Source organism: Flagellimonas alvinocaridis, assembly GCF_965248585.1.
GTDB classification, from domain to species: domain Bacteria; phylum Bacteroidota; class Bacteroidia; order Flavobacteriales; family Flavobacteriaceae; genus Flagellimonas; species Flagellimonas alvinocaridis.
In genome coordinates this window covers 2,572,501-2,597,909 of the sequence record NZ_OZ252111.1, presented here as the reverse complement: position 1 = coordinate 2,597,909, position 25,409 = coordinate 2,572,501, and the positions used below count along the sequence as shown (strand labels likewise).

Annotated in this window: 25 protein-coding genes, 3 tRNA genes and 2 rRNA genes (1 of these 30 running past the window's edge); 15 read left to right on the top strand and 15 right to left on the bottom strand. The window is 42.8% G+C overall.

Annotation, left to right across the window (positions count from 1 at the left end; genetic code table 11):
- The first annotated feature begins 11 nt into the window (after nt 1–11).
- On the top strand, nt 12–1,334 hold the full coding sequence (locus ACP14V_RS11615; RefSeq protein WP_272610990.1) for an amidohydrolase family protein: 1,323 nt from the start codon (nt 12–14) through the stop codon (nt 1,332–1,334).
- Nucleotides 1,335–1,357: 23 nt separating this feature from the next.
- Here ACP14V_RS11615 and ACP14V_RS11610 read toward each other — a convergent pair whose 3' ends face one another.
- Nucleotides 1,358–1,966, bottom strand: coding sequence for an LpxA family transferase (locus tag ACP14V_RS11610; protein WP_272610991.1), 609 nt, complete (start codon nt 1,964–1,966; stop codon nt 1,358–1,360).
- A gap of 312 nt (nt 1,967–2,278) precedes the next feature.
- Here ACP14V_RS11610 and pnuC point away from each other — a divergent pair, with 312 nt between their 5' ends.
- The gene (gene pnuC / locus ACP14V_RS11605; protein ID WP_272610992.1) at nt 2,279–2,878 is read left to right on the top strand and encodes a nicotinamide riboside transporter PnuC; all 600 of its coding nucleotides are present in this window, start codon (nt 2,279–2,281) and stop codon (nt 2,876–2,878) included.
- Complete coding sequence (locus ACP14V_RS11600) at nt 2,847–3,875, top strand: acyl-CoA dehydrogenase (RefSeq protein ID WP_272610993.1); 1,029 nt, start codon at nt 2,847–2,849, stop codon at nt 3,873–3,875. The genes pnuC and ACP14V_RS11600 overlap by 32 nt, the downstream gene beginning before the upstream one ends.
- Before the next feature lie 118 nt (nt 3,876–3,993).
- Here the strand turns inward: ACP14V_RS11600 and ACP14V_RS11595 are convergent.
- Nucleotides 3,994–4,066, bottom strand: a tRNA-Lys gene (locus ACP14V_RS11595).
- 120 nt (nt 4,067–4,186) lie between these two features.
- On the opposite strand from ACP14V_RS11595, the gene ACP14V_RS11590 reads away from it, so the two are divergent.
- Nucleotides 4,187–4,702 carry a shikimate kinase gene (locus ACP14V_RS11590; RefSeq protein WP_272610994.1) on the top strand — a complete coding sequence of 172 codons (516 nt, stop codon included), beginning with the start codon at nt 4,187–4,189 and terminating at the stop codon, nt 4,700–4,702.
- On the opposite strand, the gene ACP14V_RS11585 is transcribed toward ACP14V_RS11590, so the two are convergent.
- Both ACP14V_RS11585 and ACP14V_RS11580 read right to left on the bottom strand, forming a co-directional pair.
- On the bottom strand, nt 4,694–5,191 hold the full coding sequence (locus tag ACP14V_RS11585) for a phosphoribosyltransferase family protein (RefSeq protein ID WP_136567285.1): 498 nt from the start codon (nt 5,189–5,191) through the stop codon (nt 4,694–4,696). The genes ACP14V_RS11590 and ACP14V_RS11585 overlap by 9 nt on opposite strands.
- Before the next feature lie 36 nt (nt 5,192–5,227).
- A complete protein-coding gene (locus ACP14V_RS11580) occupies nt 5,228–5,599 on the bottom strand; it encodes an RNA-binding S4 domain-containing protein (protein WP_136567286.1) in 372 nt (123 codons plus the stop codon).
- 78 nt (nt 5,600–5,677) lie between these two features.
- Between ACP14V_RS11580 and ACP14V_RS11575 the strand changes: the two genes are divergently transcribed.
- Complete coding sequence (locus ACP14V_RS11575) at nt 5,678–6,625, top strand: FKBP-type peptidyl-prolyl cis-trans isomerase (RefSeq protein ID WP_272610995.1); 948 nt, start codon at nt 5,678–5,680, stop codon at nt 6,623–6,625.
- A 68-nt stretch (nt 6,626–6,693) separates the two neighbouring features.
- On the opposite strand, the gene ACP14V_RS11570 is transcribed toward ACP14V_RS11575, so the two are convergent.
- Genes ACP14V_RS11570 through ACP14V_RS11560 form a run of 3 tightly spaced genes read right to left on the bottom strand, consistent with a single transcriptional unit; the run spans nt 6,694 to nt 9,176 of the window.
- Entirely contained in the window at nt 6,694–7,305 is a 612-nt protein-coding gene (locus tag ACP14V_RS11570) for an outer membrane beta-barrel protein (protein WP_136567288.1), read from the bottom strand.
- 53 nt (nt 7,306–7,358) lie between these two features.
- The gene (locus tag ACP14V_RS11565) at nt 7,359–8,312 is read right to left on the bottom strand and encodes a transketolase family protein (protein ID WP_136567289.1); all 954 of its coding nucleotides are present in this window, start codon (nt 8,310–8,312) and stop codon (nt 7,359–7,361) included.
- An 18-nt stretch (nt 8,313–8,330) separates the two neighbouring features.
- The gene (locus ACP14V_RS11560) at nt 8,331–9,176 is read right to left on the bottom strand and encodes a transketolase (RefSeq protein ID WP_272610996.1); all 846 of its coding nucleotides are present in this window, start codon (nt 9,174–9,176) and stop codon (nt 8,331–8,333) included.
- 153 nt (nt 9,177–9,329) lie between these two features.
- On the opposite strand from ACP14V_RS11560, the gene tgt reads away from it, so the two are divergent.
- The 5 genes from tgt to ACP14V_RS11535 all read left to right on the top strand — a co-directional run bounded on the left by tgt (nt 9,330) and on the right by ACP14V_RS11535 (nt 15,610).
- On the top strand, nt 9,330–10,460 hold the full coding sequence (tgt, locus tag ACP14V_RS11555; RefSeq protein ID WP_272610997.1) for a tRNA guanosine(34) transglycosylase Tgt: 1,131 nt from the start codon (nt 9,330–9,332) through the stop codon (nt 10,458–10,460).
- Nucleotides 10,460–11,542, top strand: coding sequence for an LptF/LptG family permease (locus ACP14V_RS11550; protein ID WP_136567292.1), 1,083 nt, complete (start codon nt 10,460–10,462; stop codon nt 11,540–11,542). The genes tgt and ACP14V_RS11550 overlap by 1 nt, the downstream gene beginning before the upstream one ends.
- 108 nt (nt 11,543–11,650) lie before the next feature.
- On the top strand, nt 11,651–12,604 hold the full coding sequence (locus ACP14V_RS11545) for an acetyl-CoA carboxylase carboxyltransferase subunit alpha (RefSeq protein WP_272610998.1): 954 nt from the start codon (nt 11,651–11,653) through the stop codon (nt 12,602–12,604).
- A gap of 167 nt (nt 12,605–12,771) precedes the next feature.
- Nucleotides 12,772–14,319: a replicative DNA helicase gene (gene dnaB, locus ACP14V_RS11540; RefSeq protein WP_136567294.1), complete on the top strand. Its 1,548-nt coding sequence runs from the start codon at nt 12,772–12,774 to the stop codon at nt 14,317–14,319.
- A complete protein-coding gene (locus tag ACP14V_RS11535) occupies nt 14,303–15,610 on the top strand; it encodes an asparagine synthetase B (protein ID WP_136567295.1) in 1,308 nt (435 codons plus the stop codon). The genes dnaB and ACP14V_RS11535 overlap by 17 nt, the downstream gene beginning before the upstream one ends.
- On the opposite strand, the gene ACP14V_RS11530 is transcribed toward ACP14V_RS11535, so the two are convergent.
- From ACP14V_RS11530 to ACP14V_RS11520, 3 genes are all read right to left on the bottom strand, one after another.
- Entirely contained in the window at nt 15,607–16,494 is an 888-nt protein-coding gene (locus tag ACP14V_RS11530; RefSeq protein WP_272610999.1) for a dienelactone hydrolase family protein, read from the bottom strand. The two genes, ACP14V_RS11535 and ACP14V_RS11530, sit on opposite strands and share 4 nt — an antisense overlap.
- A gap of 78 nt (nt 16,495–16,572) precedes the next feature.
- Nucleotides 16,573–17,082, bottom strand: a complete 510-nt coding sequence (locus ACP14V_RS11525; RefSeq protein WP_272611000.1) for a YybH family protein — start codon at nt 17,080–17,082, stop codon at nt 16,573–16,575.
- 106 nt (nt 17,083–17,188) lie between these two features.
- Nucleotides 17,189–17,980 carry an HAD family hydrolase gene (locus ACP14V_RS11520; protein ID WP_272611001.1) on the bottom strand — a complete coding sequence of 264 codons (792 nt, stop codon included), beginning with the start codon at nt 17,978–17,980 and terminating at the stop codon, nt 17,189–17,191.
- A gap of 99 nt (nt 17,981–18,079) precedes the next feature.
- Between ACP14V_RS11520 and ACP14V_RS11515 the strand changes: the two genes are divergently transcribed.
- The gene (locus ACP14V_RS11515; RefSeq protein ID WP_272611002.1) at nt 18,080–18,502 is read left to right on the top strand and encodes a secondary thiamine-phosphate synthase enzyme YjbQ; all 423 of its coding nucleotides are present in this window, start codon (nt 18,080–18,082) and stop codon (nt 18,500–18,502) included.
- Here the strand turns inward: ACP14V_RS11515 and ACP14V_RS11510 are convergent.
- The 5 genes from ACP14V_RS11510 to thrS all read right to left on the bottom strand — a co-directional run bounded on the left by ACP14V_RS11510 (nt 18,499) and on the right by thrS (nt 22,513).
- Nucleotides 18,499–19,155, bottom strand: a complete 657-nt coding sequence (locus tag ACP14V_RS11510; RefSeq protein WP_272611003.1) for an SGNH/GDSL hydrolase family protein — start codon at nt 19,153–19,155, stop codon at nt 18,499–18,501. The genes ACP14V_RS11515 and ACP14V_RS11510 overlap by 4 nt on opposite strands.
- Nucleotides 19,156–19,242: 87 nt before the next feature.
- Nucleotides 19,243–19,587, bottom strand: coding sequence for a 50S ribosomal protein L20 (gene rplT / locus ACP14V_RS11505; protein ID WP_136567301.1), 345 nt, complete (start codon nt 19,585–19,587; stop codon nt 19,243–19,245).
- Nucleotides 19,588–19,735: 148 nt separating this feature from the next.
- On the bottom strand, nt 19,736–19,933 hold the full coding sequence (rpmI, locus tag ACP14V_RS11500; RefSeq protein WP_073181711.1) for a 50S ribosomal protein L35: 198 nt from the start codon (nt 19,931–19,933) through the stop codon (nt 19,736–19,738).
- A 51-nt stretch (nt 19,934–19,984) separates the two neighbouring features.
- Entirely contained in the window at nt 19,985–20,536 is a 552-nt protein-coding gene (infC, locus tag ACP14V_RS11495; RefSeq protein WP_262709767.1) for a translation initiation factor IF-3, read from the bottom strand.
- A 36-nt stretch (nt 20,537–20,572) separates the two neighbouring features.
- Nucleotides 20,573–22,513: a threonine--tRNA ligase gene (gene thrS / locus ACP14V_RS11490; protein ID WP_272611004.1), complete on the bottom strand. Its 1,941-nt coding sequence runs from the start codon at nt 22,511–22,513 to the stop codon at nt 20,573–20,575.
- Between the two features lie 664 nt (nt 22,514–23,177).
- Between thrS and ACP14V_RS11485 the strand changes: the two genes are divergently transcribed.
- From ACP14V_RS11485 to ACP14V_RS11470, 4 genes are all read left to right on the top strand, one after another.
- Nucleotides 23,178–24,703, top strand: a 16S ribosomal RNA gene (locus ACP14V_RS11485).
- 112 nt (nt 24,704–24,815) lie between these two features.
- A tRNA-Ile gene (locus ACP14V_RS11480) sits at nt 24,816–24,889 on the top strand.
- Nucleotides 24,890–25,046: 157 nt separating this feature from the next.
- Nucleotides 25,047–25,123, top strand: a tRNA-Ala gene (locus ACP14V_RS11475).
- Between the two features lie 178 nt (nt 25,124–25,301).
- Nucleotides 25,302–25,409 (top strand): 23S ribosomal RNA (locus tag ACP14V_RS11470) (it continues 2,708 nt past the right edge of the window).
- The 16S and 23S rRNA genes sit together here with 2 tRNA genes alongside, the layout of an rRNA operon.

Below are 25,409 nucleotides of genomic sequence, written 5' to 3'. Positions count from 1 at the left end.
AAATTGGTAGTATGAATTTTCTAACTAACGCCTTTTTTAAAAATCAACACACATTTTCGTGGATTTTATCTGCATGCGTATTTTGTTTAAGTGGATGTAGACAAAACTCTCCAACCCAAGACCAAATAAAAGTTACTGCATTCGTTGGGGCCAACATCATTGATGGAACAGGAGCCGAAATCATCAAAGACGGTGTTCTATTGGTGGAGCAGGGTAAGATTGTAGGTGTGGGAACTAAGGATGCTGTCACAATTCCTAAAGGCGCTTCAATTGTGGATGTGAATGGAAAGACGATAATGCCGGGAATCATTGATGCCCATTGTCATGTAGGGGTGTCCAGTGGTATGCAATCAGGATATAGTAGGGAGAATGTTGTCAATCATCTAAATACCTATGCACGGTATGGAATTACCACTTTGGTTTCCCTAGGCGACGGAACAGGGATTTCCGCAGAGTTTCGAAACGCACAAAATGTACCTACCTTGGATAGGTCTAGGCTTTTTATAGCTGGGGAAGTCATCTCAGGGAATACTGAAGAAGATGTCAAGAAGATTATTGATCATAACGATTCACTCAAAGTGGATTTTATGAAAATCAGGGTGGATGACGTTTTGGGTACTTCGCCTAAAATGGCCAAAGACATTTACAAAACGGTAATTGAGTATTCCCACGAATTGGGGTATCGGGTGGCCTCACATATTTTTTATCTGGAGGATGCCAAAAATGTATTGCAGGCAGGTACGGATTACATAGCGCATAGCGTTCGGGATACATTGGTGGATGAAGAATTTATCAAGTTGATGAAAGAAAACAAGGTGTACTATTCCCCCACCTTGATGCGAGAAGTGTCCACCTTTGTCTTTGGGGGTGAACCCGATTATTTTACCGATTCTTTTTTTACCAAGGAAGTGGATGCTGCCACCATTGCGGAATTACGTAATCCGGAACGTATGGAAAGTATTGCCAATAGTGCTAGTGCCCAAGCATATAAGGCAGCGTTGCCCACGGCCATGAAAAACTTGAAGCTGCTGTCTGATGCGGGAGTTCCAATAGTTATGGGAACGGATAGTGGGCCTGCGGGACGATTCCCCGGCTATTTTGAGCATCTGGAAATGGAAATGATGGTAGATGCTGGCATGTCTCCCATGGAAGTGATCATGGCTTCCACGGCAAATACCGCAAAGGTGATGAAATTGGAAGGTGTTGGTTCCTTGGAAGAGGGCAAATGGGCAGATTTTATTGTTCTGGACAAGAATCCTTTGGAAAACATGGCCAACACAAGGACCATTTCCTCTGTCTGGATTGCCGGAAATAAGGTGCCGGATAAAAAGTAACGCCCTTTTACACCTAAAGAATTTTATAAAGGATGCTGTTCCACCAGTTCCAGTCTTTTCACAATGGTGTTTTTTTTCAAGAGTGTACCTGGGGACAAAACCGCATTGGCGCCTATTCGGGAATTATCACCCACCAATGCCCCAAATTTGTTGACCCCAGTTGGAATGATTTCGCCATCAAAATTTAGTACAATCTCCTTATTTGTCCGTTCATTGTAGTGGTTGGCCGCTATGGAGCCTGCTTCAAAATTTACATTTGAGCCAATGATGCTATTCCCAATATAATTTAAGTGTGCAATTGCCGTATTGGAAAACACCAAACTGCTCTTGACTTCTGTTGAAGGCCCAATTTTAACGGAACGATCCAAAAAAACACCTTCCCTAAAGTAGGCATGGGCCCCTACATGGCAATTTTCCATAATAATGGTGGGATTTTTAAAGGTGACCCCTTTTTCCACAACGACAGATTTATGGATGGCCACATCTTTTTCAATTTTAAAATCTGAACCAAGCAACGGTAAAATATCAAGGATGATTTCTTTTAAGTTCGTTGTGATCTCCCAGGGTGAGGCAAATATTTTTAAACGGTCATAAAAAGGAATATCAGCAATAAAATCCCGAATGTCTATCATGTATATTGAAGATTTAAGGAAATGACATTTTCTTTGTTTGGATACTAGAAAGGTATTTTAAGTATACCAAATGTAGATGCCCAGAACCCTTGTCCCTGCTAATTTAACGTATAAAATCCAATTTGTCCATGCAGGTTTTCATACCTTTGAAGCCTATATGGGGTGTCCTGGAGAACAGGGCTGAGATTATACCCGGAAGTTGACCACTTCGCACCTGATCCAGATCATGCTGGCGTAGGGATTTTGGCAAACGTGCTTTGCGCATGTTCCATTAGGGTTCCCATGGTTTTTGGACAATGATAACCCGATTGAATGGAATTACTTTCACAACTTACTTTATTGCAATGGGTGGGAACAGGCTTTGGTGTGATCCAAGTCCTTTTGGCCCGCCAGAATAATATCCATAACTATTTGTTTGGCATTGTTGCCATTTTGATCAGTATGTGGGTGCTGTATCAATCCAAATTGTATGCAGATATCCTGTTGAACCTATACTATCTCGTCATGAGTATCTACGGATGGTTCTATTGGAAAATGGGAAAGCAAAAACAGGAAACCCCAATTTCGTATTCCACCAAGAATGAGCATGGGATTGCCATGGGAATCGTTGTGGGCTGTTTTGTGTTGATGGCCTATTGGCTGGGGCAACATACCGATTCGGATGTTCCGTATTGGGATGCAGTGGTCTGTGCCTTTGCCTGGGCCGGAATGTGGTTGATGGCCAAACGAAAGATTGAAAATTGGATTTATTTGAACATCAGCAACCTGATATCCATCCCACTATTGATCTATAAAGGATTGTACATCTATGCAGGTTTAACGGCCTTTTTGTTCATCGTGGCCGTATCGGGTTATATCAAATGGAGAAAAATACTTGCAGATGAAACTGAAGGACAACATGCAAGGGTTTAGGGAGCTCTGTTTTGGAAAAGAAGAACTGCCAAAAGTGGTTCTGGATGGAATTGCCAAGGAGAACTTATGGAACTTATGGGTGCCCAAGTTGTATGGCGGATTGGAAATGACCTTGACCAATGGTTTGAAAACCTTAAAGCATTTGGCCCAAATGGATGGAAGCTTGGGGTGGACCGTGACCCTGTGCTCCGGTGCGAATTTCTTTATTGGGAACTTATCCAAAGAAACGGCGAATGACATATTCATTGACCCAAAAGAACCCATTTGTTTTGGGGGTAGTGGGGGAGTGTTCGGCACTGCCGAAAGAAAAGGGGAAGGATACACCATAAATGGAACCTGGAAGTATGCCACCGGTGCCCCGTATCTTACTCATTTTACCTTAAGCGCAAAAATTCAGGAGAGAGGAAAAGATGTGCTTGATGAAGAGGGTATGCCCTTGGTACGATCTTTTGTTTTGGACCGAAAGGATGTAAACATTATCCGGGATTGGAATACCATGGGATTGAAGGCAACCGCGACCCATTCTTTTGAGGTATCATCGGTATGGGTACATGAAAAGTATAGCTTTGTCTATAACCAATGGTACCATCCACAAAGCATCTTTAAAATCCCTTTTGGAGTGTTTGCCGATTTGACCCTTTGGGTCAACTATGTGGGTATGGCCGCCCATTTTTTGGAAGAAGCCAAGCTTGTAGTCAATAAAAGTGGGACATTGGATAAATTGGCCAGCGTGATTTCCCAATCAGATGCAAAGATTCTGAGCTGGGCAGGGCAGGCAGAGAATAAAATAAATTTAAGTGATGGGTTCCCTGAAGATTGGATTGGGGATATTCACCTTGAGGCTTCTACTTCTGTTAAGACAATCTCTGAGTGTATGATTGGTATATATCCTTTGCTGGGGATTAGGGGGTGTAGTGAGAAGCACCAATTAAATCAGGTGTTCAGGGACTATTTTACAGCCACGCAACATCATATTTTCAGTGCCAAAGTGGTATAAGGATAAAAATGGTTTTAATTTTTAGGGGAAGTGAGCCTCTTGGATCAAAATTTAAAATGCAAAAGAGCCCAAAAAACAAAATCCTGTACGTTGAAAAAACGTACAGGATTTTTGGAAGTGACCTGGCTGGGGCTCGAACCCAGGACCCTCTCCTTAAAAGGGAGATGCTCTACCAACTGAGCTACCAGGTCAAAATTTCAGTACTTGGCTGTTTCGCTAAGCGGGTGCAAATATAACATCAATAATCTATTTTCCAAAAGTGAATTAATGATAAATTTGTGTTTTTTTGAAATCGCTTTTAAAACAGATATATGAGAATAGTTTTGATAGGGTACATGGCAAGTGGAAAGTCTACCGTGGGAAGGTTGTTGGCCAGCGACTTACAACTAGATTTTGTGGATTTGGATGACTACATTGAAGAGCAACAAAAAAAATCCATAAAAACCATTTTTTCAGAAAAAGGAGAGATTTTTTTTAGAAAATTGGAGCATCAAATGCTCTCTCAAGTTTTGGATACCAGAAATAACATAGTGCTTTCCACAGGTGGTGGTACGCCGTGTTATTCAGGTAACATGGAGACTATTTTGGAAAAATCGGATGATTCCGTGTATCTGCAACTGTCCATACCCGCTTTAGTTGAACGACTACAAAAGGAAAAGGAGCAACGACCCTTAGTGAGAAGTATTGAAGATGCCGATTTGCCCGAATTTGTAGGGAAACACCTTTTTGAGAGGAGAGCATATTACGCCAGAGCCAAACACATTGTAGAATGTGAGGGCAAAAATCTTGAGGAAGTGGTTGCCGAAATTAAAAAAATGCTACTCTAAGTAGACAGAGTTGTTCTTGGGAATAAACTCTACTTTTATATGTTCATTTAAAGAGGTAGAGAGCGATATACCCTTAAAATCGGCCTTGATTGGATATTTTTTGTGGTTCCGATTTACTAGGACAGCAGTTTTCAATTGTTTTATGGGGGTCTTTAAAAAGTGGTGTACGCCGTAGATTAAAGTGGTTCCGGAGTTAAGCACATCATCCACCAAAACTATGGACTTGTCTTTGTAGGCTTCTTCAGGGATTGATGTCTCGACCCCACTCTTCAGGGGATTTTTCTTGTCCATTCCAACCTTGCACAACGTAATTTGGGCATCGGTTATTTTTTTGAGGATGTCTACGAGTTTTTTGGCAAAATCAATTCCCCCACCATTTATCCCAGCAATGATGATTTCTTTTTCATCCACATTGGTTTCATAGATTTGATAAGCAATCCGTTTTATTGTATGCTGAATTTGATCGTGGGTAAGAATAAGGTTCTTCATGAAATGGAATAATTCATCCAAAGATATAAAAACAGACTATTCAGATTCGTCCAAATAACCATCAATGTCCCTCCTGTCCTTTTTGGTAGGCCTTCCAAGTCCTTTCTTTCTATAATGGGTCTTTGCATGTGTGAGCAGTTCGTTATGCTCAAAGGCCTCTTTGGGGGTCGTGTCTTTCCGATAAATATCGACCAATTTGGCGCCAACTCGGCTTTCAGGAATGTCCAAAACGGTAAGCTGATAGTCTATTTGATTTTTCCGAAGAACAATCTTGTCCATTGGGAATACCTCTCTTGAAGGTTTAACCGCACTACCATTTACCTTTACCTGGCCTTTTTTAACAGCCGTGGAGGCAACGTTCCGGGTTTTATAGTATCTAATGCACCAAAGGTACTTGTCTATCCGCATGATCTCTGCAAATCTTTGTTAACGCACTGAGCAAAAATAGCGGAAAATTGTATCTTGCGCAGCTAAATGACACACTTGATGAGGTACGGGATTATTGTTTCTTTAGTTTTATTAATTACTTTTTTCTCTTGCAAGAAAGATGATGATGGGGTTGAGACTGTTCCACCAAGGGACTTATCAGAGGTAGCTTTGGAGAACGACAATGCGATAAAAGCATTTATGGAAACCCATTTCTACAATTACGAAGAGTTTCAAAATCCACCAGCTGGGTTCGACTATAAGATTAAGGTTGATACCATTGCAGGAGAGAATTCGGATAAGACCCCAATTTCGGAATCCCCTCTTTTAAAATCGGCAACTGCAACCGTTTCGGCTTCACAATTTGGTATTTCCGATGGAGAGGAAAACATTACCCATACCTATTACTATTTGGTAGCCAGGACAGGTGCAGGTGAAAATCCTCCTACAGTGGCCGATTCGGTTTATGTAAGGTATGAAGGCTACACATTGGATAGAACGTTTTTTGACAGTGCAATAAATTCAGGACGTTGGTTTGATCTTCAAGGAACTATAAGCACCTCTGGGGCCATTGCAGGGTTTAGACTTGGGTTGACCCATTTTAAGCCAGGAAACGGAATAATCGATAACCCAGATGGAACGTTTGAGGTTGAAGGTTTTGGTTCAGGTATAATCATTATGCCGGCTGGTCTGGCTTATTTCAATAGTAGTCAAGTAGGGGAGAGCTACGCCCCAATTGCATTTAATGTGAATTTGTTGGTGGTGAATACTGCGGACCATGACAGGGATGGAATACCGAGTATCCTAGAGGACAGAAATGGCAATAAAAACCTGTTTGACGATGATACCGATGATGACGATGTCCCTGATTATTTAGATGGCGATGATGATGGTGATGGAGTTTCCACGAGAAGTGAGATAACCAATGAAAATGGGGAAATCATTATACCTTACCCAGATGCGGATAATGATAAAATTCCAGATTATTTAGATCCCGATACTAAATGATTCAAAAGATATAGAATAAAAAAGGGCCCGTCTTTGACGGGCCCTTTTTTTATGGATTGAAATTTCCACTATAATTTTAAGGATAGTGCAAAGATAACTTGAGAAGGTCTGGAATCTACCCTTCCAGATATGTCCGTAATGTTGTCGCCAATAAACTCGGCCTCGTTCTTGGAGAAGCCTCTTTCATAGCGTACATCCAAACCAACTCTTCCCAAATTGACGCCTACACCGGTATTGAGACCAACCGTAAAGTCGTTCTGGACATCCTCCACCTCAAGGTCTCCCAAATCGTTTTTAAGGGTATACTGGAACGCAGGTCCTGCAAAAATGTGCAAAGGTCCAATGATTTTGTATCCCAATAGTACTGGTAGATCTAATTTTGAAATGTCGTAGTCTTGGGAATCACCATCCACCTCATAGCTACTTTTGGTTTTGGAATATACCAATTCAGGTCTAAGATAAATCTTTGGAAAATCCAATTTCCCCCAGAAACCCACATGGTAACCGGCCTTTCCTTCGCCGCCATCCACGATGTCCTGTCCGGAGTCGCCAACGGAACTGATCAAATCCCCGTTTTTGTTGTAGCTTAAACCTGCTTTAATACCAAATCCTGAACCGCTTTGGGCAATTGCGGCGGACCCCAATAGGGCCATTGCTGCCACTAGAAGTGTTTTTTTCATAAGTATTTCGTTTTAATGGATTGAAGAATATCACACAAAAGTGATACCGAAAATTATTTTCGCTTCAATACCCTTAAAACGGCAGCCTCAATAGCTTTATTGTTCAGCCCATATTTCTCCATAAGCTGGTCTGGGGTACCACTTTCCCCAAAAGTATCTTGGGTAGCCACAAACTCCTGTGGCGTAGGTAAATGTGATGCCAATACTCTGGAAACACTTTCTCCCAGACCTCCCAAGAAGTTGTGTTCCTCCGCGGTGACCACACATCCGGTTTTCTTGGCCGAAGCCAAAATGGCGGCATCATCCAAAGGTTTAATGGTGTGTATATTGATGACTTCAGCGGATATACCTTGTTTTTCCAAGCTTTCGGCAGCCAATAGGGATTCCCAAACCAAATGTCCGGTGGCAATAATGGTCACATCGGTACCTTCATTGAGCATGAGTGCCTTGCCAATTTCAAATTTTTGGTCCACAGGGGTAAAGTTGGCCACTTTGGGTCTTCCGAAGCGAAGGTAAACAGGACCATCGTGTTCGGCAATGGCAATGGTGGCGGCTTTGGTCTGGTTAAAGTCGCAAGGATTGATGACGGTCATGCCCGGCAACATTTTCATTAGACCTATATCTTCCAAAATCTGGTGGGTGGCACCATCTTCACCCAAGGTAAGCCCTGCGTGGGAGGCACAGATTTTTACATTTTTACCCGAATAGGCTATGGATTGACGAATTTGGTCATACACCCTACCTGTGGCAAAATTGGCAAAAGTGGAGGCAAATGGAATCTTTCCACCAATGGTCAAACCGGCGGCCATGCCCATCATGTTTGCCTCTGCAATCCCTACTTGAAAGAAACGTTCGGGATTCTCCTCAATAAAGGTTTCAATTTTTAAAGAACCAATCAAATCGGCGCATAGGGCCACTACATTGGGGTTGGTTCTACCCAGTTCTGTCATTCCAGCTCCGTATCCGCTACGTGTATCTTGTTTTCCTTGATCTGTATATTTTGTCATCTCGTGTGGTCTTCAGAATTAATAATCGCCTAAGGTTTCAGGGTTTTGTGCCAACGCAGTGGCCAATTGCTCATCGTTGGGAGCTTTACCGTGCCATGCATGGGTATGCATCATAAAGTCTACGCCATTACCCATCTCGGTGGTCATGACAATACATACTGGTTTTCCTTTCCCGGTTCTACTTTTAGCTTCCTTCAGTCCGGCAATTACTTGTTCCAAATCGTTGCCATTTTCAATTTCGAGGACATCCCATCCAAATACCTTGAATTTTTCAGCAACATCGCCCAAAGGCAATACATCTTCAGTGGATCCATCAATTTGTTGGCCATTTCGGTCCACGGTGGCAATCAGGTTGTCCACTTTATTGCCTGCGGCATACATAATAGCCTCCCAGTTTTGACCTTCTTGAAGTTCACCGTCTCCATGTAGACTATACACCAAATGGTCATCGCCATTGAGTTTTTTGGCCAATGCAGCTCCAATGGCCACGGACATTCCTTGACCCAATGACCCAGAAGCTACACGTACACCGGGCAGCCCCTCATGGGTAGTGGGGTGTCCTTGTAGGCGTGAATCCAGTAATCGGAACGTGTTTAGTTCGTCGATGGGGAAATAGCCCCTTCGTGCCAGTACACTGTAAAATACAGGAGAAATATGTCCATTGGACAAAAAGAAGAGATCCTCCCCGATTCCATCCATATCAAATCCTTCCTTGAGGTCCATAATTTCGTTGTAGAGGGCAACAAAAAATTCGGTACAGCCCAAAGAGCCTCCGGGGTGTCCCGAATTTACCTTGTGGACCATTCGTAAAATGTCCCTTCGTACTTGGGTCACTAAATCCTGTAATTCTTGTGTATTTGGCATTAGTATAAATTTAAAGCCCAAAAGTAACGGCATTCAGTGGGCTAAACAAGTGGAAATGGAAGATTTAATCAACGAGTTTGCACACAAACTTTATTTTTTTGTTAAGGAACGGGGAAAATGAGTTGGTTATATTTGCGGTCTTAAACAAGAACATTGAAATTCACCTTACTTCAAAAGGATAACAAGAGCAAGGCTAGGGCCGGGGAAATGATTACGGATCATGGTGCTATCCAGACTCCAATTTTTATGCCTGTAGGCACAGTGGCTTCGGTAAAGGGAGTGCATCAAAGGGAGTTGACCAACGATATCAACCCAGATATTATTTTAGGGAATACCTATCATTTGTATTTAAGGCCCGGAACCGGAATTTTGGAAGAAGCCGGAGGGCTCCACAAGTTTATGGGTTGGGAACGACCTATTCTTACCGATAGTGGGGGCTATCAAGTCTATTCACTATCAGGAAATCGAAAAATTAAGGAAGAAGGTGTAAAATTTAAATCACATATTGATGGTTCGCGTCATTTTTTCACCCCTGAAAATGTGATGGAAATACAGCGGACCATTGGGGCGGATATCATCATGGCTTTTGATGAATGCACCCCATACCCCTGTGATTATAATTATGCGAAACGTTCCATGCATATGACCCATAGATGGTTGGACCGTTGTATGGAACATTTGGAAAAGCTTCCGTATACCTATGATTATACCCAGACCTTTTTCCCCATAGTCCAAGGATCTACCTATAAAGATTTGCGTAAACAATCCGCAGAATATATTGCATCTGTGGGAGCGGAGGGCAATGCCATTGGTGGCCTTTCCGTAGGAGAGCCAGCAGAGGAAATGTACGAAATGGCCGAGCTGGTCTGTGATATTTTGCCAGAAGACAAACCGCGTTATCTTATGGGAGTGGGGACACCCATCAATATTTTGGAGAATATTGCCTTGGGCGTGGATATGTTCGATTGCGTTATGCCAACCCGAAATGCCCGTAACGGTATGCTGTTCACGGCCCATGGGACCATCAACATCAAAAATAAGAAGTGGGAAAACGATTTTTCACCGATAGATGAGATGGGCATCACTTTTGTGGATACTGAATATTCCAAGGCCTATTTGCGCCATTTGTTCGCTGCAAACGAGTATTTGGGCAAGCAGATAGCCACTATTCACAATCTTGGTTTTTATTTGTGGTTGGTACGAACCGCAAGAGAACGTATTTTAGCAGGGGATTTCCTGGAATGGAAAACCAGAATGGTAGAACAAATGGATAAAAGACTGTAATGCTCACCATACTTGACAAATACATCTTAAAACGTTATTTGATCACCTTTCTGGGGATGCTTATGCTTTTTGTTCCCATTGGAATCATGGCCAACTTGGCGGAAAAGATTGGAAAAATCATTGACAATGAGGCCCCCCTTGCCGAGGTGATTGTCTTTTATGGGAATTTTACTTTGGTGATCGGTAATTTATTGTTGCCCGTCTTTTTGTTTCTTTCCATTATATTTTTTACCTCAAAACTGGCCAGTAACACGGAGATTGTTGCCATTTTGAGTTCTGGAGTGTCCTATAGTCGTTTTTTACGACCGTATTTGATAGGGGCAACCATGGTGGCCATCCTTATTTTTATGATGGGGATGTTCATTGTTCCCCATGCCAGTATTGGATTTAATGAGTTCGAATACAAGTACTTTAAAAAAGGAAGACAGGTTCAGGTAACGGATAATATTTTTAATCAGCTTAACGAGAATGACTACCTCTACGTGAGCAGTTTTGATCCCAACCGGAAAATAGGGTACAATTTCACGTATGAGCATTTTGACTCCATCAAACAATTGGATTTTAAGATTTCGGCAAGTAATATCCGATGGATGGAAAAAGACAGTCTATACCGTTTGACCAATTATGTAAAACGAAAACTCCACGATGATGTGGAATACATTGAGACCAAAAGAAGACTGGACACCCTCTTTACGTTTAAAATGGAGGATTTAACCCCGGTTTCCTATGTTGCGGAAACCAAGAACCTTTTTGAGCTTAATGAGTTTATTGAAGATCAAAAACAAAAAGGGGCTTCCAATATAAATACATATGTGTTGGTCAAATATAAAAGATGGGCTTTGCCCATTGCCGCTTTTATCCTAACCATTATTGCCGTTGCCGTTTCTTCTGTAAAGCGTAGGGGAGGCATGGGGCTTAATCTCGCATTTGGTATTGGCGTGGCCTTTGTTTACATTTTCTTCGACAAGGTTTTTGGTACGTTGGCAGAGCAATCCGGTTTTTCACCCTTGTTGGCGGTAATCCTCCCCAACCTTATTTTTGGTGTTTTTGCCGTTTACATGCTCTTGAAAGCCAAAAGATGATGATCAATATAATCCTAATGTCTTAACGTTAAATGGTTTGCCTAATTTCTGTGGGTAATGCATAAAGTTTTATATTTGTCCCCACTATTTTTTAAGAACTGACTTTCCATGGAGTATTTAGATTTTGAACTTCCCATCAAAGAACTTGAAGACCAACTTCAAAAATGTATGGTGATTGGGGAAGAAAGTGACGTTGACGTAACGGAAACCTGCTCACAGATTGAAAAGAAACTGCAAGAGACCCGAAAGGAGATCTATAAGAATCTGACCGCTTGGCAACGGGTTCAACTTTCTAGACACCCCAATAGGCCATATACCATGGACTATATCAATGCCATCTGTGGAGATACGTTCTTGGAACTTCATGGCGATAGGAATGTCAAAGATGACAAAGCCATGGTGGGTGGTCTAGGAAAAATAGGCGATCAGACCTATATGTTCATCGGTCAACAAAAAGGATATAACACCAAGACCAGACAGTATAGAAATTTTGGTATGGCCAATCCAGAAGGATACCGAAAAGCGTTGCGATTGATGAAATCCGCGGAGAAATTCGATATTCCTGTAGTTACTTTTATTGATACCCCCGGTGCCTATCCAGGTTTGGAAGCAGAAGAAAGGGGGCAAGGTGAAGCCATTGCAAGAAATATTCTGGAGATGACCCGTCTAGAGGTCCCTATTATTTGTATTATAATTGGTGAAGGTGCATCAGGTGGTGCTTTGGGCATTGGCGTTGGAGATAAAGTATTGATGCTGGAGAATGCTTGGTATTCTGTAATCTCCCCAGAAAACTGTTCTTCCATTTTGTGGAGAAGCTGGGAGTATAAGGAAAAGGCAGCCGAAGCTCTTAAGCTAACCGCTTCGGACAGCAAAAAAATCAAGGTCATTGATGAAATCATTAAGGAACCCCTAGGTGGTGCACACGTGAATAGGGAAAAGACCTTTGAAACGGTCAAGAACAAAATTTCATCCCATTACGAAGAACTCAAAAAGTTATCACCAAAACAACTGATAAAATCCAGAATGGATAAATACGCCTCAATGGGCGTTTTCAATGGCTAATTCTTGTTTTTCAAAGGCTAACTTTTTTTATCAGGTTTTTTCCTCTGCTTTTTTTGCGTTATTAACAGAAATCGCAAGTTATTAACAGTAACTTTGTTCATTATCTGTGGAAATCGCATGATGTAAAATTAAAGTTAACTTAAGACCAATTAGCTACTTTCGCATTCATGGACAAACCTAGCCCAATCATCGGTCATAGAGTGGACAAATCAACCCTCATCAATCTAGAAAAAGGCAAAATACCGCCTCAAGCTGTTGATTTAGAGGAAGTTGTGCTTGGGGCTATGATGATTGATAAGAAGGGGGTGGATGAAGTAATCGATATTCTGCATCCAGATGCCTTCTACAAAGACGCGCACAGGTTTATTTACGAGGCTATCTTCAAATTGTTTGAAACTTCTGAACCTGTTGATTTATTAACTGTTTCAGCGCAATTAAAGAAGGATGGAAAGCTTGAAGCCGTTGGAGGGGACTTTTATTTGATCAAACTTACCCAAAAAGTGGCCTCTTCAGCACACATCGAGTTCCATGCGAGGATTATCCTTCAAAAATACATCCAAAGGAGTCTTATCAAAATTTCCAGTGAGATCATTGAAAATGCCTACAGTGATTCAACTGACGTTTTTGACCTTTTGGACGATGCTGAGGCCAAATTGTACGAAGTTACCCAAGGAAATTTGAAACGTTCCGCGGAAACGGCCCAAAACTTGGTGATCCAAGCAAAGAAAAAAATCGAGGAAATTTCAAATAAGGAAGGATTAAGTGGCATTCCTTCCGGATTTGATAAGTTGGATAAGCTGACCTCAGGTTGGCAACCCAGTGACCTTATCATCGTGGCTGCACGTCCAGGTATGGGTAAAACGGCCCTGACGCTTTCCATGGCACGTAACATTGCCGTGAATTCTGGTAACGCGGTAGCCTTCTTTTCTTTAGAGATGTCTTCCGTACAGTTGATCACCCGTTTGATTTCCTCTGAAACTGGGCTTTCTTCCGAAAAATTAAGGACAGGGAAATTGGAAAAGCACGAATGGGAACAATTGAACGTAAAGGTAAAGACCTTGGAAAAGGCCCCTTTGTTCATTGATGATACCCCTTCACTTTCCATTTTTGATTTAAGGGCCAAGGCAAGACGTTTGGCCTCGCAGCATAAAATAAAATTGATCATCATTGATTATTTGCAATTGATGACAGCAGGCGGAAGCCAAAAAGGAGGGAACCGTGAACAAGAAATTTCCACCATTTCCCGAAACTTAAAGGCATTGGCCAAGGAACTTAACGTGCCTGTGATTGCCCTGTCGCAGCTATCTAGGGCAGTGGAGACCCGTGGGGGCAGCAAGCGTCCGATACTTTCCGATTTGAGGGAATCCGGGGCCATTGAGCAGGATGCAGATATTGTATCGTTTATTTACCGACCTGAGTATTATAAAATTGACGAGTGGGATGATGAAGAGCGTACCCCCACACAAGGTCAGGCTGAGTTCATTGTAGCCAAGCACCGTAATGGAGGTTTGGATAATATTAGGTTAAAATTTGTGGGCGCTCTGGGTAAATTTGATAACTTGGATGACTTTGACTCCCCATTCGAATTCCAATCGAAGATGAATGCGGACGAGGAGAATCCCTTTGCAACCCCAAATCTTCCCAGTGCGGACGAGGCTTTTGGGAGCGCAATGAACAGTGACGATGACCCAGATGACAATGACGTGCCATTCTAATAAAGTTACTTTTCTGTCACCTCGAGCGCAGTCGAGAGGCGTCTTGCTTATTTTTTCTCTGCTCTTTTCCCTTTCCTCTTTCGCCTCTGTCATCTTAATTCCCATGGATGCCGAAAGTCAAGAAAATCACCTTAAAGCCTACGGGATTACTTATTGGGTACTTTCCAAACAGCAGAAGGTACAATGGCTCTTAAATTATCGTGGAGGTTCTTTCATGATGCCCGATGGCGAAGCTATTCGAAAAGAATGCCAGATTCGTGGGGTTTCCTTTGAGGTGCTGTCCGATGGGCAAGCGGAACAGATTTTGGATGAAATCAGTAGCCCATCCCAGAACCAAGATGCTGTTATTTTGGAAAAAGCTCCCAAGATAGCGGTATACTCTCCCAAAGAGAACCAACCTTGGGACGATGCGGTGACCATGGTGCTCACCTATGCGGAGATTCCATATATTACCGTGTATGACGAAGAGGTGTTGGGGGACAAGCTGGCATTGTATGATTGGTTACACTTGCACCATGAAGACTTTACGGGCCAATACGGAAGATTTTATGGAGCCTACCGAGCTGCTCCTTGGTATATTGAAGGAAAAGAGCAGGCAGAGGCTTTGGCACAACGATTGGGGTACTCAAAAGTATCCGACGAGAAACTAGCGGTTGCCCAAAAAATCAGGAACTATGTGATCGGTGGTGGGTTTATGTTTGCCATGTGCTCCGCCACGGATAGTTTTGATATTGCGTTGGCAGCGGAAAATGTGGATATCTGTGAGCCGATGTTCGATGGAGACCCTTCAGATGCCAATTATCAAGGAAAGTTGGATTACAGTAATACATTTGCCTTCACCAATTTTATTTTGGAACGAAACCCACTTAGATACGAGTTTTCTTCCATAGACATGACCAACAAAAGGGGTAATGTGCCCAAAGAATCTGATTATTTTTCATTGATGGAGTTTTCCGCCAAATGGGACCCTGTTCCTACCATGTTGACCCAAAACCATACCTCTTTGGTTAAGGGGTTCATGGGACAGACCACAGCCTTCACTAGGAGCGAGGTAAAACCAACCGTAATGGTGCTGGGTGAAAATAAAATTAATGGAGAGGCCCGCTACATTCACGGAATCAAAGGGAAAGGATTCTTTACATTTTACGGCGGGCATGACCCGGAAGATTACCAGCATAGGGTAGGGGACCCCAAAACTGAACTGGAGTTACATCCCACTTCGCCGGGATACCGTCTCATTTTGAACAATGTACTTTTTCCGGCTGCCCGAAAGAAAAAACAGAAGACCTAAACCAGTTTTTCCTTAAAAAAAGCAATGGTGCGCTTCCAAGCCAAATCCGCTGCAGCTTCATCAAACCGTGGAGTGGTATTATTATGGAATCCATGGTTTGCCTCAGGATAAAAATGGACTTCATACGCTTTGTCCAATTCCTTCAGCTTGGCTTCATAATCTGGCCATCCTTCATTGACCCTTTGGTCCAGTTCGGCATAATGGATTTGTAGGGGAGCATTTATTTTTTCAACGTCTTTATCATCGGGTTGCCCGCCATAAAAGGGAACGGCGGCAGCCAAATCAGGAACCTTTACCGCCATCATATTGGAAATCCATCCGCCAAAGCAAAAACCTACTACGCCCACTTTGCCATTGCAATCTTCATGGTTTTTAAGGTAGTTGTAGGCAGAGATAAAGTCTTCCAGCATTTCGTTGCGATCTCTTTGACGTTGTAGTGTTCTGCCATCATCATCATTGCCAGGATATCCGCCCAAAGGAGTGAGGGCATCCGGAGCCAAAGAAATGAAACCCTCCAGGGCTGCTCTTCGGCCTACATCTTCAATATAGGGATTTAATCCCCTGTTTTCATGGACGACCACTATGCCACCCATTTTGCCCGAAGCATTCTTGGGCTTGGAAAGCAATCCTCTGATATTACCCCCACCTTTTGGGGAGCTATAGGTAATGAACTTTGAATCCAACGAAGGGTCATCAGGTTGAACCACAAGGGTGTCCTTGTAATTGGGCATGATGAAACTCAAAAGGGAGGGCAGGGTAATCCCGCCAACCGCATAGAGCGATAGTTTTTTCATGAACTCTTTCCGATCTATTTTGTTGTGGGCATAGTCATCGTAGAGATCAAAAACTTCTTGTTTAATGTCTTCTTTTTTTAAAGCTGCCATGGATGTATGGGTTGATGAATTCCTATGAAGATACAAATAAAATCCAGCAATATTTCTACTATTGGTCTCTGTAAAGTATTAATCCGTAGTGTCCTTGGGTTGTCTTTTGGGCCATGCTTGACTGATCATATGGTTGGTTATTAACCATTCTCCATTTATTTTTTCATAGATTCTAAGATGATTGACGTACCGGTCATCCATTTTGCTTCCGTCTGGCCATTTTTGGTTCTTGCGGACATTTAATGATCTAACTGTTGCAATGGAATCATTCAGGAAGGTTATTTCATTTTCTCCGTAGTCATTTTCACCTGCCATGACAAAATCCAAATTAAAAATGAAACCCAGTAACTCCCGTAATTCAGTTTTACTTTGTACCCGATCACCAAAGGCATTGGTCCAATCTGTTCTGTCTGCATAATGTTTTAGAGCCAATTCCAAGTTTTTGGTTTCCCAAGCATTGTCCCATTCCTCAATGCTTTCATTGATTAGGGTTTTGGCATTGTCGTAATCAATTGAAGGTTCCGGTTTCTGGGTGTTACAGCCCATGAAAAGACCAAGTATTGCGAAGGTAAGTCCCAAACATTTCATAAGGTTGATTTTTTATTGGGTTGACTTTATAGGGGGAGAAACACCTTTTTTATAAAAGGCTGCTAATCATAAAGATATATAAAAAATCAATCTGTAAAATGGGATATTAGATAAGTTTCTCCAAAACCTTTTCCACGCCAAACTCATTATTGCTCGCAGTAGTGTATTGGGCTATTTTGAGCACGTTGGGGTGGGCATTGGCCATGGCAAAACTATAGTTGGAAAGCTGTAGCATCTCCAGATCATTGTTGTAGTCTCCAAAAACCATGACCTCGTTGGAGGTGATTTGGTGTTGGTCCATGACTTTTTGAAGGGCATAGCCCTTGTGTGCATTTTGATGTGAAATATCTACCCAATTTGCTCCGGACACCTTCACCTTTAGGGAATCTTCCAAAGAACGAACGGCCGGATAGATATATCTTTCGGAACTTTCAAAATGGTAAATGGCAATCTTTAGGATTTCAGTATCCACCTTGGTTTGGTCTTCCACCACTTCAAACTCGGAATAGTATTCCTTGAGTAGTTTCAAAAAATCATCAGAATCAGGATTGGCAAAGGCACCATTTTGGCTGCAAAGCACAGGATGTGCATTCCTCAAGGGCTGTACAACGTCCAAAATGCGGTCCACTTCAGATTTAGTGATGGGCGTAGTAAGCAATACTTCTCCTTTCTGTTTCACTAAAGCGCCATTTTCTGCAATAACAATGATATCGTCCTTTATGGAATGCAATTTGTCCACCATGCTGTTATATTGGCGACCACTGGCGGCTACAAAAAGGATATCCTTTTTTCTAAGCTCGTCAAAAATTTCAAAAAAACGGGGGCTCACTTCGTGATTGGAGTTCAACAAAGTACCGTCCATGTCGGTTACCACCATTTTGATTTGCGATAAATCCATTGTCCAGAAATTAAGCTGCAAAGGTATTTCTTATTGGGTGAATGCAAGAATCACTTTTGGTAAACTTTATATTAATTTAGTACCGCACTTTATATATCCATGGATTTTTACCAAAAAGAACTACAACTACAATCTTATCCCCGAGGATTCCATCTGATTACGGATACGATTTTGGACACCATTCCTGAATTGAAAAAGATAAGGGTGGGAATGTTACAGGTATTCATAAAACATACTTCGGCCAGTTTAACGATCAATGAGAATGCCGACCCCACTGTCCGAATAGACTTTGAAAGCCATATGAATCAAATGGTTCCTGAAAATGCATCGTATTATGTGCATACCTATGAAGGTCCAGATGATATGCCAGCACATATTAAGGCCTCATTGATGGGCACTTCGGTACAGATTCCCATTACCCAAGGAAAACTGAACCTTGGGATTTGGCAAGGTATCTATCTTTGTGAACATCGTAACCATGCTTCGGGAAGAAGGTTGGTGGTTACGGCTTTTGGTGACTAATACCTTTTTTTGACGATTTTTTTGGCCCAGGTCTTGTACATTTTCCCTGAAGGATGAAGACTGTCGGATGCAATCAATGAACGGTTGAAGGCTGCTTTTTTGGATAAGTTGGTGATTTCTATAAACTGTACATTATATTGATTGGCCACGTCTTTTATAATGGAGTTGTAAGTCAGTAATTCTTCAGTAATCTTTTCTTTATCCTTAAAACGGGCAAAGGGAGTAACACTCCAATCAGGTATGGAAAGGACAAAAACATTATTGGGATTATTGTTGGCCAACCGGATGGCTGTCTCCAATAAGGCAGGAAATTCAGCTTTAAAAGTTTCAAGAGGTAGGCCTTGATATTGATTATTTACCCCTATTAACAGGGAAACCAGTTTGTAATTGGAATTTAGGTTTTCAGAATCAATTTGCCTTATCAGGTCTGTGGTGGTCCATCCAGCCTTAGCTACTATTTTTGGTGGGGTAACAGGGATTTTCTTTTTGTTTAATATGCTGACCAATTGTGCTGGCCACCCGTTGCGTTGTAACTCACTAGTACTTTCCGTATAACTATCTCCCAATGCTAAAAAAGTGATACTATCGTTCTGCCCGAACAATGCAGTAAAATTCATCAGAATTAAAAAGAAGATTAAAAAGAATTTTGCCATGATATACAATTTATGGACACCATAAAATACAAAAATCCCGCTCAATTGAGCGGGATTTTAATAAGCGGGGTAAGTTTATATTGATTTTTACTTTACTCTGTCCACGATGGCTTTGAAAGCATCGGGGTGGTTCATGGCCAAATCCGCAAGAACTTTTCTGTTAAGCTCTATTCCGTTGGATTTTACTTTGCCCATGAATTGGGAGTAAGACATTCCGTGCAAACGGGCACCAGCATTGATACGGGTGATCCACAATGAGCGGAAGTTACGTTTTTTGTTTCTTCTGTCGCGGTAAGCATATAGCATTGCTTTTTCTACCGCATTTTTGGCTACTGTCCAAACGTTTTTACGTCTTCCGAAGTAACCTTTGGCTTGCTTCATCACTTTTTTTCTTCTAGCTCTTGAAGCAACTGAATTTACTGATCTTGGCATAATGTTTCATTTTTTTGTAGCAGGCGGTCGAGAATGATGAAGTTTTAAGTTGTAAATGCTAAATGATTTTTTCTGAACTTAAAACTAAAAACTTAACACTTTAAAGAGCCTGACTCCATGGTTATTAAATAATGTACCGGTTGAACAATTATTTTAAACGTAATTGTTCTTTGATGCTATTCACATCGGATTCATGAACCAATGTGGAATGCGTCAACTTAAGCTTACGCTTTTTGGATTTCTTGGTCAAAATGTGACTCTTGAAAGCGTGCTTTCTTTTGATTTTACCAGAACCTGTAAGCTTAAAACGCTTCTTGGCACTGGATTTTGTTTTCATCTTAGGCATTTTCCTAGTATTTAACTCCGCTTATTATATGCTGAACTTAGTTCAGTATTTTTATTTCTTATTGGTTTTTGGCGCAATGAACATGGTCATACGCTTACCTTCCAATTTCGGCATTTGCTCCACTTTTCCAAGTTCTTCCAGTTCTTGGGCCAGTTTCAGCAATAATATTTCACCTTGGTCCTTATATACAATGGACCGACCTTTGAAAAAGACATAGGCCTTTAGTTTGGCACCATCCTTTAGGAATTTTTCCGCGTGTCGCTTCTTAAATTCATAATCATGGTCATCTGTTTGTGGGCCAAACCGTATTTCCTTGATGACTACTTTGGTGGCTTTGGCCTTTAGGGCCTTGTCCCGTTTCTTTTGTTCGTAAAGAAACTTCTTGTAGTCTATAATCTTGCAAACGGGAGGATTGGCGTTGGGTGATATTTCCACCAAATCCAATTCCTGCTCTTTTGCGATATCCCTTGCTTTGGAAATGGGGTAAACTCCCATTTCAACATTGTCCCCTACCAGCCTTACCTCGGGGGCTTTGATCTTTTCATTGATATTGTGAGGGTTTTTGTTTTCCCTCCTGGGTTGGGGCTTAAATCTTCTTCGTATTGCTATGACGTATACTTTTTAATTAAACTCAATTTTTTAGAACGACTTTAAGGTACTATTTATTTCAGTAGATACCAAGTCGGAAAATGCATCGGTGCTCAAACTTCCCAAATCTTCGCCCCCGTGTTTCCGTACCGATACGGTTCCGGATGCTTCTTCCTGCTCTCCAACAATGAGCATAAACGGGATTTTTTGAAGTTCTGCCTCACGGATTTTTTTCCCTACCGTTTCATTCCTCTTATCAATGAGCGCGCGAATTTCGTGATTTTCCAGTGAATTCAAAACTTTTTCCGCATATTTTTCATGTTTCTCACTGACGGGCAGAACAATAGCTTGGGTTGGAATAAGCCATAAGGGGAAATTTCCCCCGGTATGTTCCAGTAGCAAAGCTACAAAACGTTCCATACTTCCAAAAGGGGCACGGTGGATCATTACCGGTCTGTGCAACTCATTGTCACTCCCTTTGTAGGTAAGGTCAAAACGTTTGGGCAGGTTGTAATCTACTTGTATGGTGCCCAATTGCCAGTTTCGACCCAAGGCATCCTTCACCATGAAATCCAACTTGGGGCCATAAAAAGCGGCTTCACCACTTTCAATCACATAATTCAATCCTTTTTCCTCTGCAGCATTGATGATAGCCTGTTCCGCTTTTTCCCAATCGCTCACATCACCAATGTATTTTTCAGGATTGTCCAAATCCCTTACGGATACTTGGGCCGTGAAATTGTCGAAACCCAAAGAGTTCAATACATATAAGGATAGGTCTATCACATTTTTGAACTCTTCGTTCAATTGTTCCGTAGTACAAAAAATGTGGGCATCATCCTGAGTGAATCCACGTACACGGGTAAGCCCGTGGAGCTCTCCGCTTTGCTCATATCTATATACGGTGCCAAATTCAGCATAGCGCTTGGGTAAATCCTTATAACTAAAAGGAGTGCTGTTATAGATTTCACAGTGGTGTGGGCAGTTCATGGGTTTCAGTAGAAACTCCTCATCCTCCTTAGGTGTATGGATAGGCTGAAAACTGTCTTCTCCATATTTGGCATAGTGGCCAGAAGTCACATAAAGTTCCTTTTGGCCAATGTGTGGGGTCACCACCATTTCATACCCGGCCTTTTTCTGGGCTTTCTTTAAAAATTGTTCCAAGCGCTCACGGAGTGCGGCTCCTTTGGGTAACCATAGGGGAAGACCCTGCCCTACCTTTTTGGAGAACGTGAACAGTTCCAGTTCCTTGCCCAGTTTTCTGTGATCACGCTTTTTGGCCTCTTCCAATAGCTCCAAATACTCGGTAAGCTCTTTTTGCTTTGGAAAGGAAATACCATATACTCGGGTCAATTGTGTATTGTTTTCATCACCTCTCCAATATGCTCCGGCCACACTCAATATTTTAATGGCCTTGATGATGCCTGTATTGGGGATATGTCCACCGCGACATAGATCAGTAAAGGTACTATGGTCACAGAAAGTTATGGTGCCATCTTCCAAATTTTCAATAAGCTCAACTTTGAACTCATTGTCTTGGTCCTTATAATATTGAAGGGCATCCGCTTTGGAAACACTGCGCATCTTATAATCATGTTTACCTCGAGCAATTTCCAATGCCTTCTTTTCAATGGTTGGGAAATCCTTTTCGGAAAACGTGTGCTCCCCAAAATCCACATCATAGTAGAATCCGTTTTCAATGGCAGGTCCAATGGTAAGTTTAATTCCTGGGTACAATTCCTCCAAGGCTTGGGCCACAACGTGTGAAGTAGAGTGCCAAAAAGCTTTTTTGCCCTCTCTGTCGTTCCATGTATATAAAGTGAGGGAGCCATCTTCGGTAAGTGGGGTCACGGTTTCCACAACGGTGTCATTGAATTTGGCCGAAATGACATTCCGGGCCAATCCTTCACTAATGCTTTTGGCAACCTCCATGGGTGTGGTGCCTTTTGAAACTTTCTTTACCGCGCCATCGGGCAATGTGATTTCTATCATTCGTCTCCTTATTTTTGAGATGGTGCGCAAAGATACTATCTTGAGTTGATGCTACAATGCTTACCTTATATATATGTATTAATTTTCTACATATGATAAGATGATTTTGAAGTTCAAAAAAAGTTGTATTTTTATCTGCTTTGTTTTCAATTAGTTGAAAGTTAATGTGTCCGGAAGGCAAAAAAACTCTTGTTTATTTAGGAAACGGTGTTACATTTGCAGCCCGAAAAACAACAAAGGGTTTGTTTTTTAGGCAAGTTCAGAAGCTCATTGATATACTGTTTTGATAAGTCGGAAAGGCTGAGAGAATTATTTAAAAAAGCATTGTGTAATCAAAAAAAGCATTTTACATTTGCAGCCCGAAAAACATCAAGGTGTTTCAGGGGAAAGTTCATGTAAAAAGATTGTTTTTGAGGTCAAGAAAATGTTTTGAAATTTTTTTCAAAAAAGCTTGCCGGTTTAAAAAACAGTTGTACATTTGCACCCGCTTAACCAAAGAGGTATAGCGGTTGAAGCCGAAAGAAGATTGATTTTAATGAAATTGGGGTTCGGTTTTTGAATAAAGAAGTTCATATACATATTGTAACGACAGCGTAAAGAGAATAAGAACCATTTTGATGCGGGGACTCTGGTTTCCGGGTGTCGGACAGACATTCAAGGAAATACAATGAAGAGTTTGATCCTGGCTCAGGATGAACGCTAGCGGCAGGCCTAACACATGCAAGTCGAGGGGCAGCGGGGAAAAGCTTGCTTTTTTGCCGGCGACCGGCGCACGGGTGCGGAACGCGTATGGAACCTGCCCCTGTCAGGGGAATAGCCCAGGGAAACTTGGATTAATGCCCCATGGTACCGCGATATCGCATGATATTGTGGTTAAAGATTTATCGGACAGGGATGGCCATGCGTACCATTAGCTTGATGGTGGGGTAACGGCCCACCATGGCAACGATGGTTAGGGGCCCTGAGAGGGGGATCCCCCACACTGGTACTGAGACACGGACCAGACTCCTACGGGAGGCAGCAGTGAGGAATATTGGACAATGGTCGGGAGACTGATCCAGCCATGCCGCGTGCAGGATGACTGCCCTATGGGTTGTAAACTGCTTTTATACGGGAAGAAACGCACCTACGTGTAGGTGTCTGACGGTACCGTAAGAATAAGGACCGGCTAACTCCGTGCCAGCAGCCGCGGTAATACGGAGGGTCCGAGCGTTATCCGGAATCATTGGGTTTAAAGGGTCCGTAGGCGGGCCGTTAAGTCAGGGGTGAAAGTCTGCGGCTCAACCGTAGAATTGCCTTTGATACTGGCGGTCTTGAGTCATGGTGGGGTTGCCGGAACATGTGGTGTAGCGGTGAAATGCATAGATATCACATAGAACACCGATCGCGAAGGCAGGTGACCAACCATGTACTGACGCTGATGGACGAAAGCGTGGGTAGCGAACGGGATTAGATACCCCGGTAGTCCACGCCGTAAACGATGGATACTAGCTGTGGGGACTTCGGTCTCCGTGGCCAAGCGAAAGTGATAAGTATCCCACCTGGGGAGTACGTTCGCAAGAATGAAACTCAAAGGAATTGACGGGGGCCCGCACAAGCGGTGGAGCATGTGGTTTAATTCGATGATACGCGAGGAACCTTACCAGGGCTTAAATGCAGGCTGCATGGGGTAGAGATACCCCTTTCTTCGGACTGCCTGCAAGGTGCTGCATGGTTGTCGTCAGCTCGTGCCGTGAGGTGTCAGGTTAAGTCCTATAACGAGCGCAACCCCTACCGTTAGTTGCCAGCATGTCAAGATGGGGACTCTAACGGGACTGCCGGTGCAAACCGTGAGGAAGGTGGGGACGACGTCAAATCATCACGGCCCTTACGTCCTGGGCCACACACGTGCTACAATGGCCGGTACAGAGGGAAGCCACCCCGCAAGGGGGCGCGGATCTATAAAACCGGTCACAGTTCGGATCGGGGTCTGCAACTCGACCCCGTGAAGCTGGAATCGCTAGTAATCGGATATCAGCCATGATCCGGTGAATACGTTCCCGGGCCTTGTACACACCGCCCGTCAAGCCATGGAAGCCGGGAGTGCCTGAAGTCCGTCACCGAGAGGAGCGGCCTAGGGCAAAATCGGTAACTAGGGCTAAGTCGTAACAAGGTAGCCGTACCGGAAGGTGCGGCTGGAACACCTCCTTTCTAGAGAAAGAGATGCCCGGAAGTTACGGGTCCCGCACGAGGTGGTCCTAAAGATCTTTGTGCTGTCGTTTATGATATGTTTTTTTGATATAAGGCAATTTTAGGCCAAGACAGTCTCATAGCTCAGCTGGTTAGAGCGCTACACTGATAATGTAGAGGTCGGCAGTTCGAGTCTGCCTGAGACTACGAAAGCGGCGAAGCCGCAAGTTGAAAGTTATAAGTGAAAAGTTGAAAGTTCACGAATGGCTTAAGTTCATTGAGTATTGAAATCAGGAAATTCTAGGTGTTGGGTTACCGTTATGTAGTACTGTTAACTGATAACTGTTAACTGACCACTGATAATGGGGGATTAGCTCAGCTGGCTAGAGCGCCTGCCTTGCACGCAGGAGGTCATCGGTTCGACTCCGATATTCTCCACCACGGCAAGTGTCGTCCACGGTGATTTTTATTGCCGGTGGCGGCCCGCCACAAGTTCATTGACATATTGGGACGGAGCGTGATGGTTTATACCATCATGGCGAAGTCAAAAGAAGAAACACGAAGTAGAATAGAATATATAAGGATTACGAGAGGGCATATGTACTTTAGGTACATGATGCGACAAGCAAAAGAAGGGCGTATGGGGGATGCCTGGGCTCTCAGAGGCGACGAAGGACGCGATAAGCTGCGAAAATCCACGGGGAGCTGCACATGAGCATTGATCCGT

Excerpts from the sequence above, each read along its gene's own strand:
- ACP14V_RS11610 (WP_272610991.1), bottom strand. The coding sequence starts at position 1,966 with ATGATAGACATTCGGGATTTTATTGCTGATATTCCTTTTTATGACCGT.
- ACP14V_RS11520 (WP_272611001.1), bottom strand. The coding sequence starts at position 17,980 with ATGGATTTATCGCAAATCAAAATGGTGGTAACCGACATGGACGGTACT.
- ACP14V_RS11580 (WP_136567286.1), bottom strand. The coding sequence starts at position 5,599 with ATGCGGATAGACAAGTACCTTTGGTGCATTAGATACTATAAAACCCGG.
- ACP14V_RS11550 (WP_136567292.1), top strand. The coding sequence starts at position 10,460 with ATGCTCACCATACTTGACAAATACATCTTAAAACGTTATTTGATCACC.
- ACP14V_RS11530 (WP_272610999.1), bottom strand. The coding sequence starts at position 16,494 with ATGGCAGCTTTAAAAAAAGAAGACATTAAACAAGAAGTTTTTGATCTC.
- dnaB (WP_136567294.1), top strand. The coding sequence starts at position 12,772 with ATGGACAAACCTAGCCCAATCATCGGTCATAGAGTGGACAAATCAACC.
- ACP14V_RS11545 (WP_272610998.1), top strand. The coding sequence starts at position 11,651 with ATGGAGTATTTAGATTTTGAACTTCCCATCAAAGAACTTGAAGACCAA.
- ACP14V_RS11600 (WP_272610993.1), top strand. The coding sequence starts at position 2,847 with ATGAAACTGAAGGACAACATGCAAGGGTTTAGGGAGCTCTGTTTTGGA.
- ACP14V_RS11575 (WP_272610995.1), top strand. The coding sequence starts at position 5,678 with ATGAGGTACGGGATTATTGTTTCTTTAGTTTTATTAATTACTTTTTTC.
- ACP14V_RS11570 (WP_136567288.1), bottom strand. The coding sequence starts at position 7,305 with ATGAAAAAAACACTTCTAGTGGCAGCAATGGCCCTATTGGGGTCCGCC.
- ACP14V_RS11525 (WP_272611000.1), bottom strand. The coding sequence starts at position 17,082 with ATGAAATGTTTGGGACTTACCTTCGCAATACTTGGTCTTTTCATGGGC.
- ACP14V_RS11615 (WP_272610990.1), top strand. The coding sequence starts at position 12 with ATGAATTTTCTAACTAACGCCTTTTTTAAAAATCAACACACATTTTCG.
- rpmI (WP_073181711.1), bottom strand. The coding sequence starts at position 19,933 with ATGCCTAAGATGAAAACAAAATCCAGTGCCAAGAAGCGTTTTAAGCTT.
- thrS (WP_272611004.1), bottom strand. The coding sequence starts at position 22,513 with ATGATAGAAATCACATTGCCCGATGGCGCGGTAAAGAAAGTTTCAAAA.
- ACP14V_RS11515 (WP_272611002.1), top strand. The coding sequence starts at position 18,080 with ATGGATTTTTACCAAAAAGAACTACAACTACAATCTTATCCCCGAGGA.
- ACP14V_RS11535 (WP_136567295.1), top strand. The coding sequence starts at position 14,303 with ATGACGTGCCATTCTAATAAAGTTACTTTTCTGTCACCTCGAGCGCAG.
- pnuC (WP_272610992.1), top strand. The coding sequence starts at position 2,279 with ATGGAATTACTTTCACAACTTACTTTATTGCAATGGGTGGGAACAGGC.
- ACP14V_RS11565 (WP_136567289.1), bottom strand. The coding sequence starts at position 8,312 with ATGACAAAATATACAGATCAAGGAAAACAAGATACACGTAGCGGATAC.
- ACP14V_RS11585 (WP_136567285.1), bottom strand. The coding sequence starts at position 5,191 with ATGAAGAACCTTATTCTTACCCACGATCAAATTCAGCATACAATAAAA.
- rplT (WP_136567301.1), bottom strand. The coding sequence starts at position 19,587 with ATGCCAAGATCAGTAAATTCAGTTGCTTCAAGAGCTAGAAGAAAAAAA.
- ACP14V_RS11510 (WP_272611003.1), bottom strand. The coding sequence starts at position 19,155 with ATGGCAAAATTCTTTTTAATCTTCTTTTTAATTCTGATGAATTTTACT.
- ACP14V_RS11560 (WP_272610996.1), bottom strand. The coding sequence starts at position 9,176 with ATGCCAAATACACAAGAATTACAGGATTTAGTGACCCAAGTACGAAGG.
- ACP14V_RS11590 (WP_272610994.1), top strand. The coding sequence starts at position 4,187 with ATGAGAATAGTTTTGATAGGGTACATGGCAAGTGGAAAGTCTACCGTG.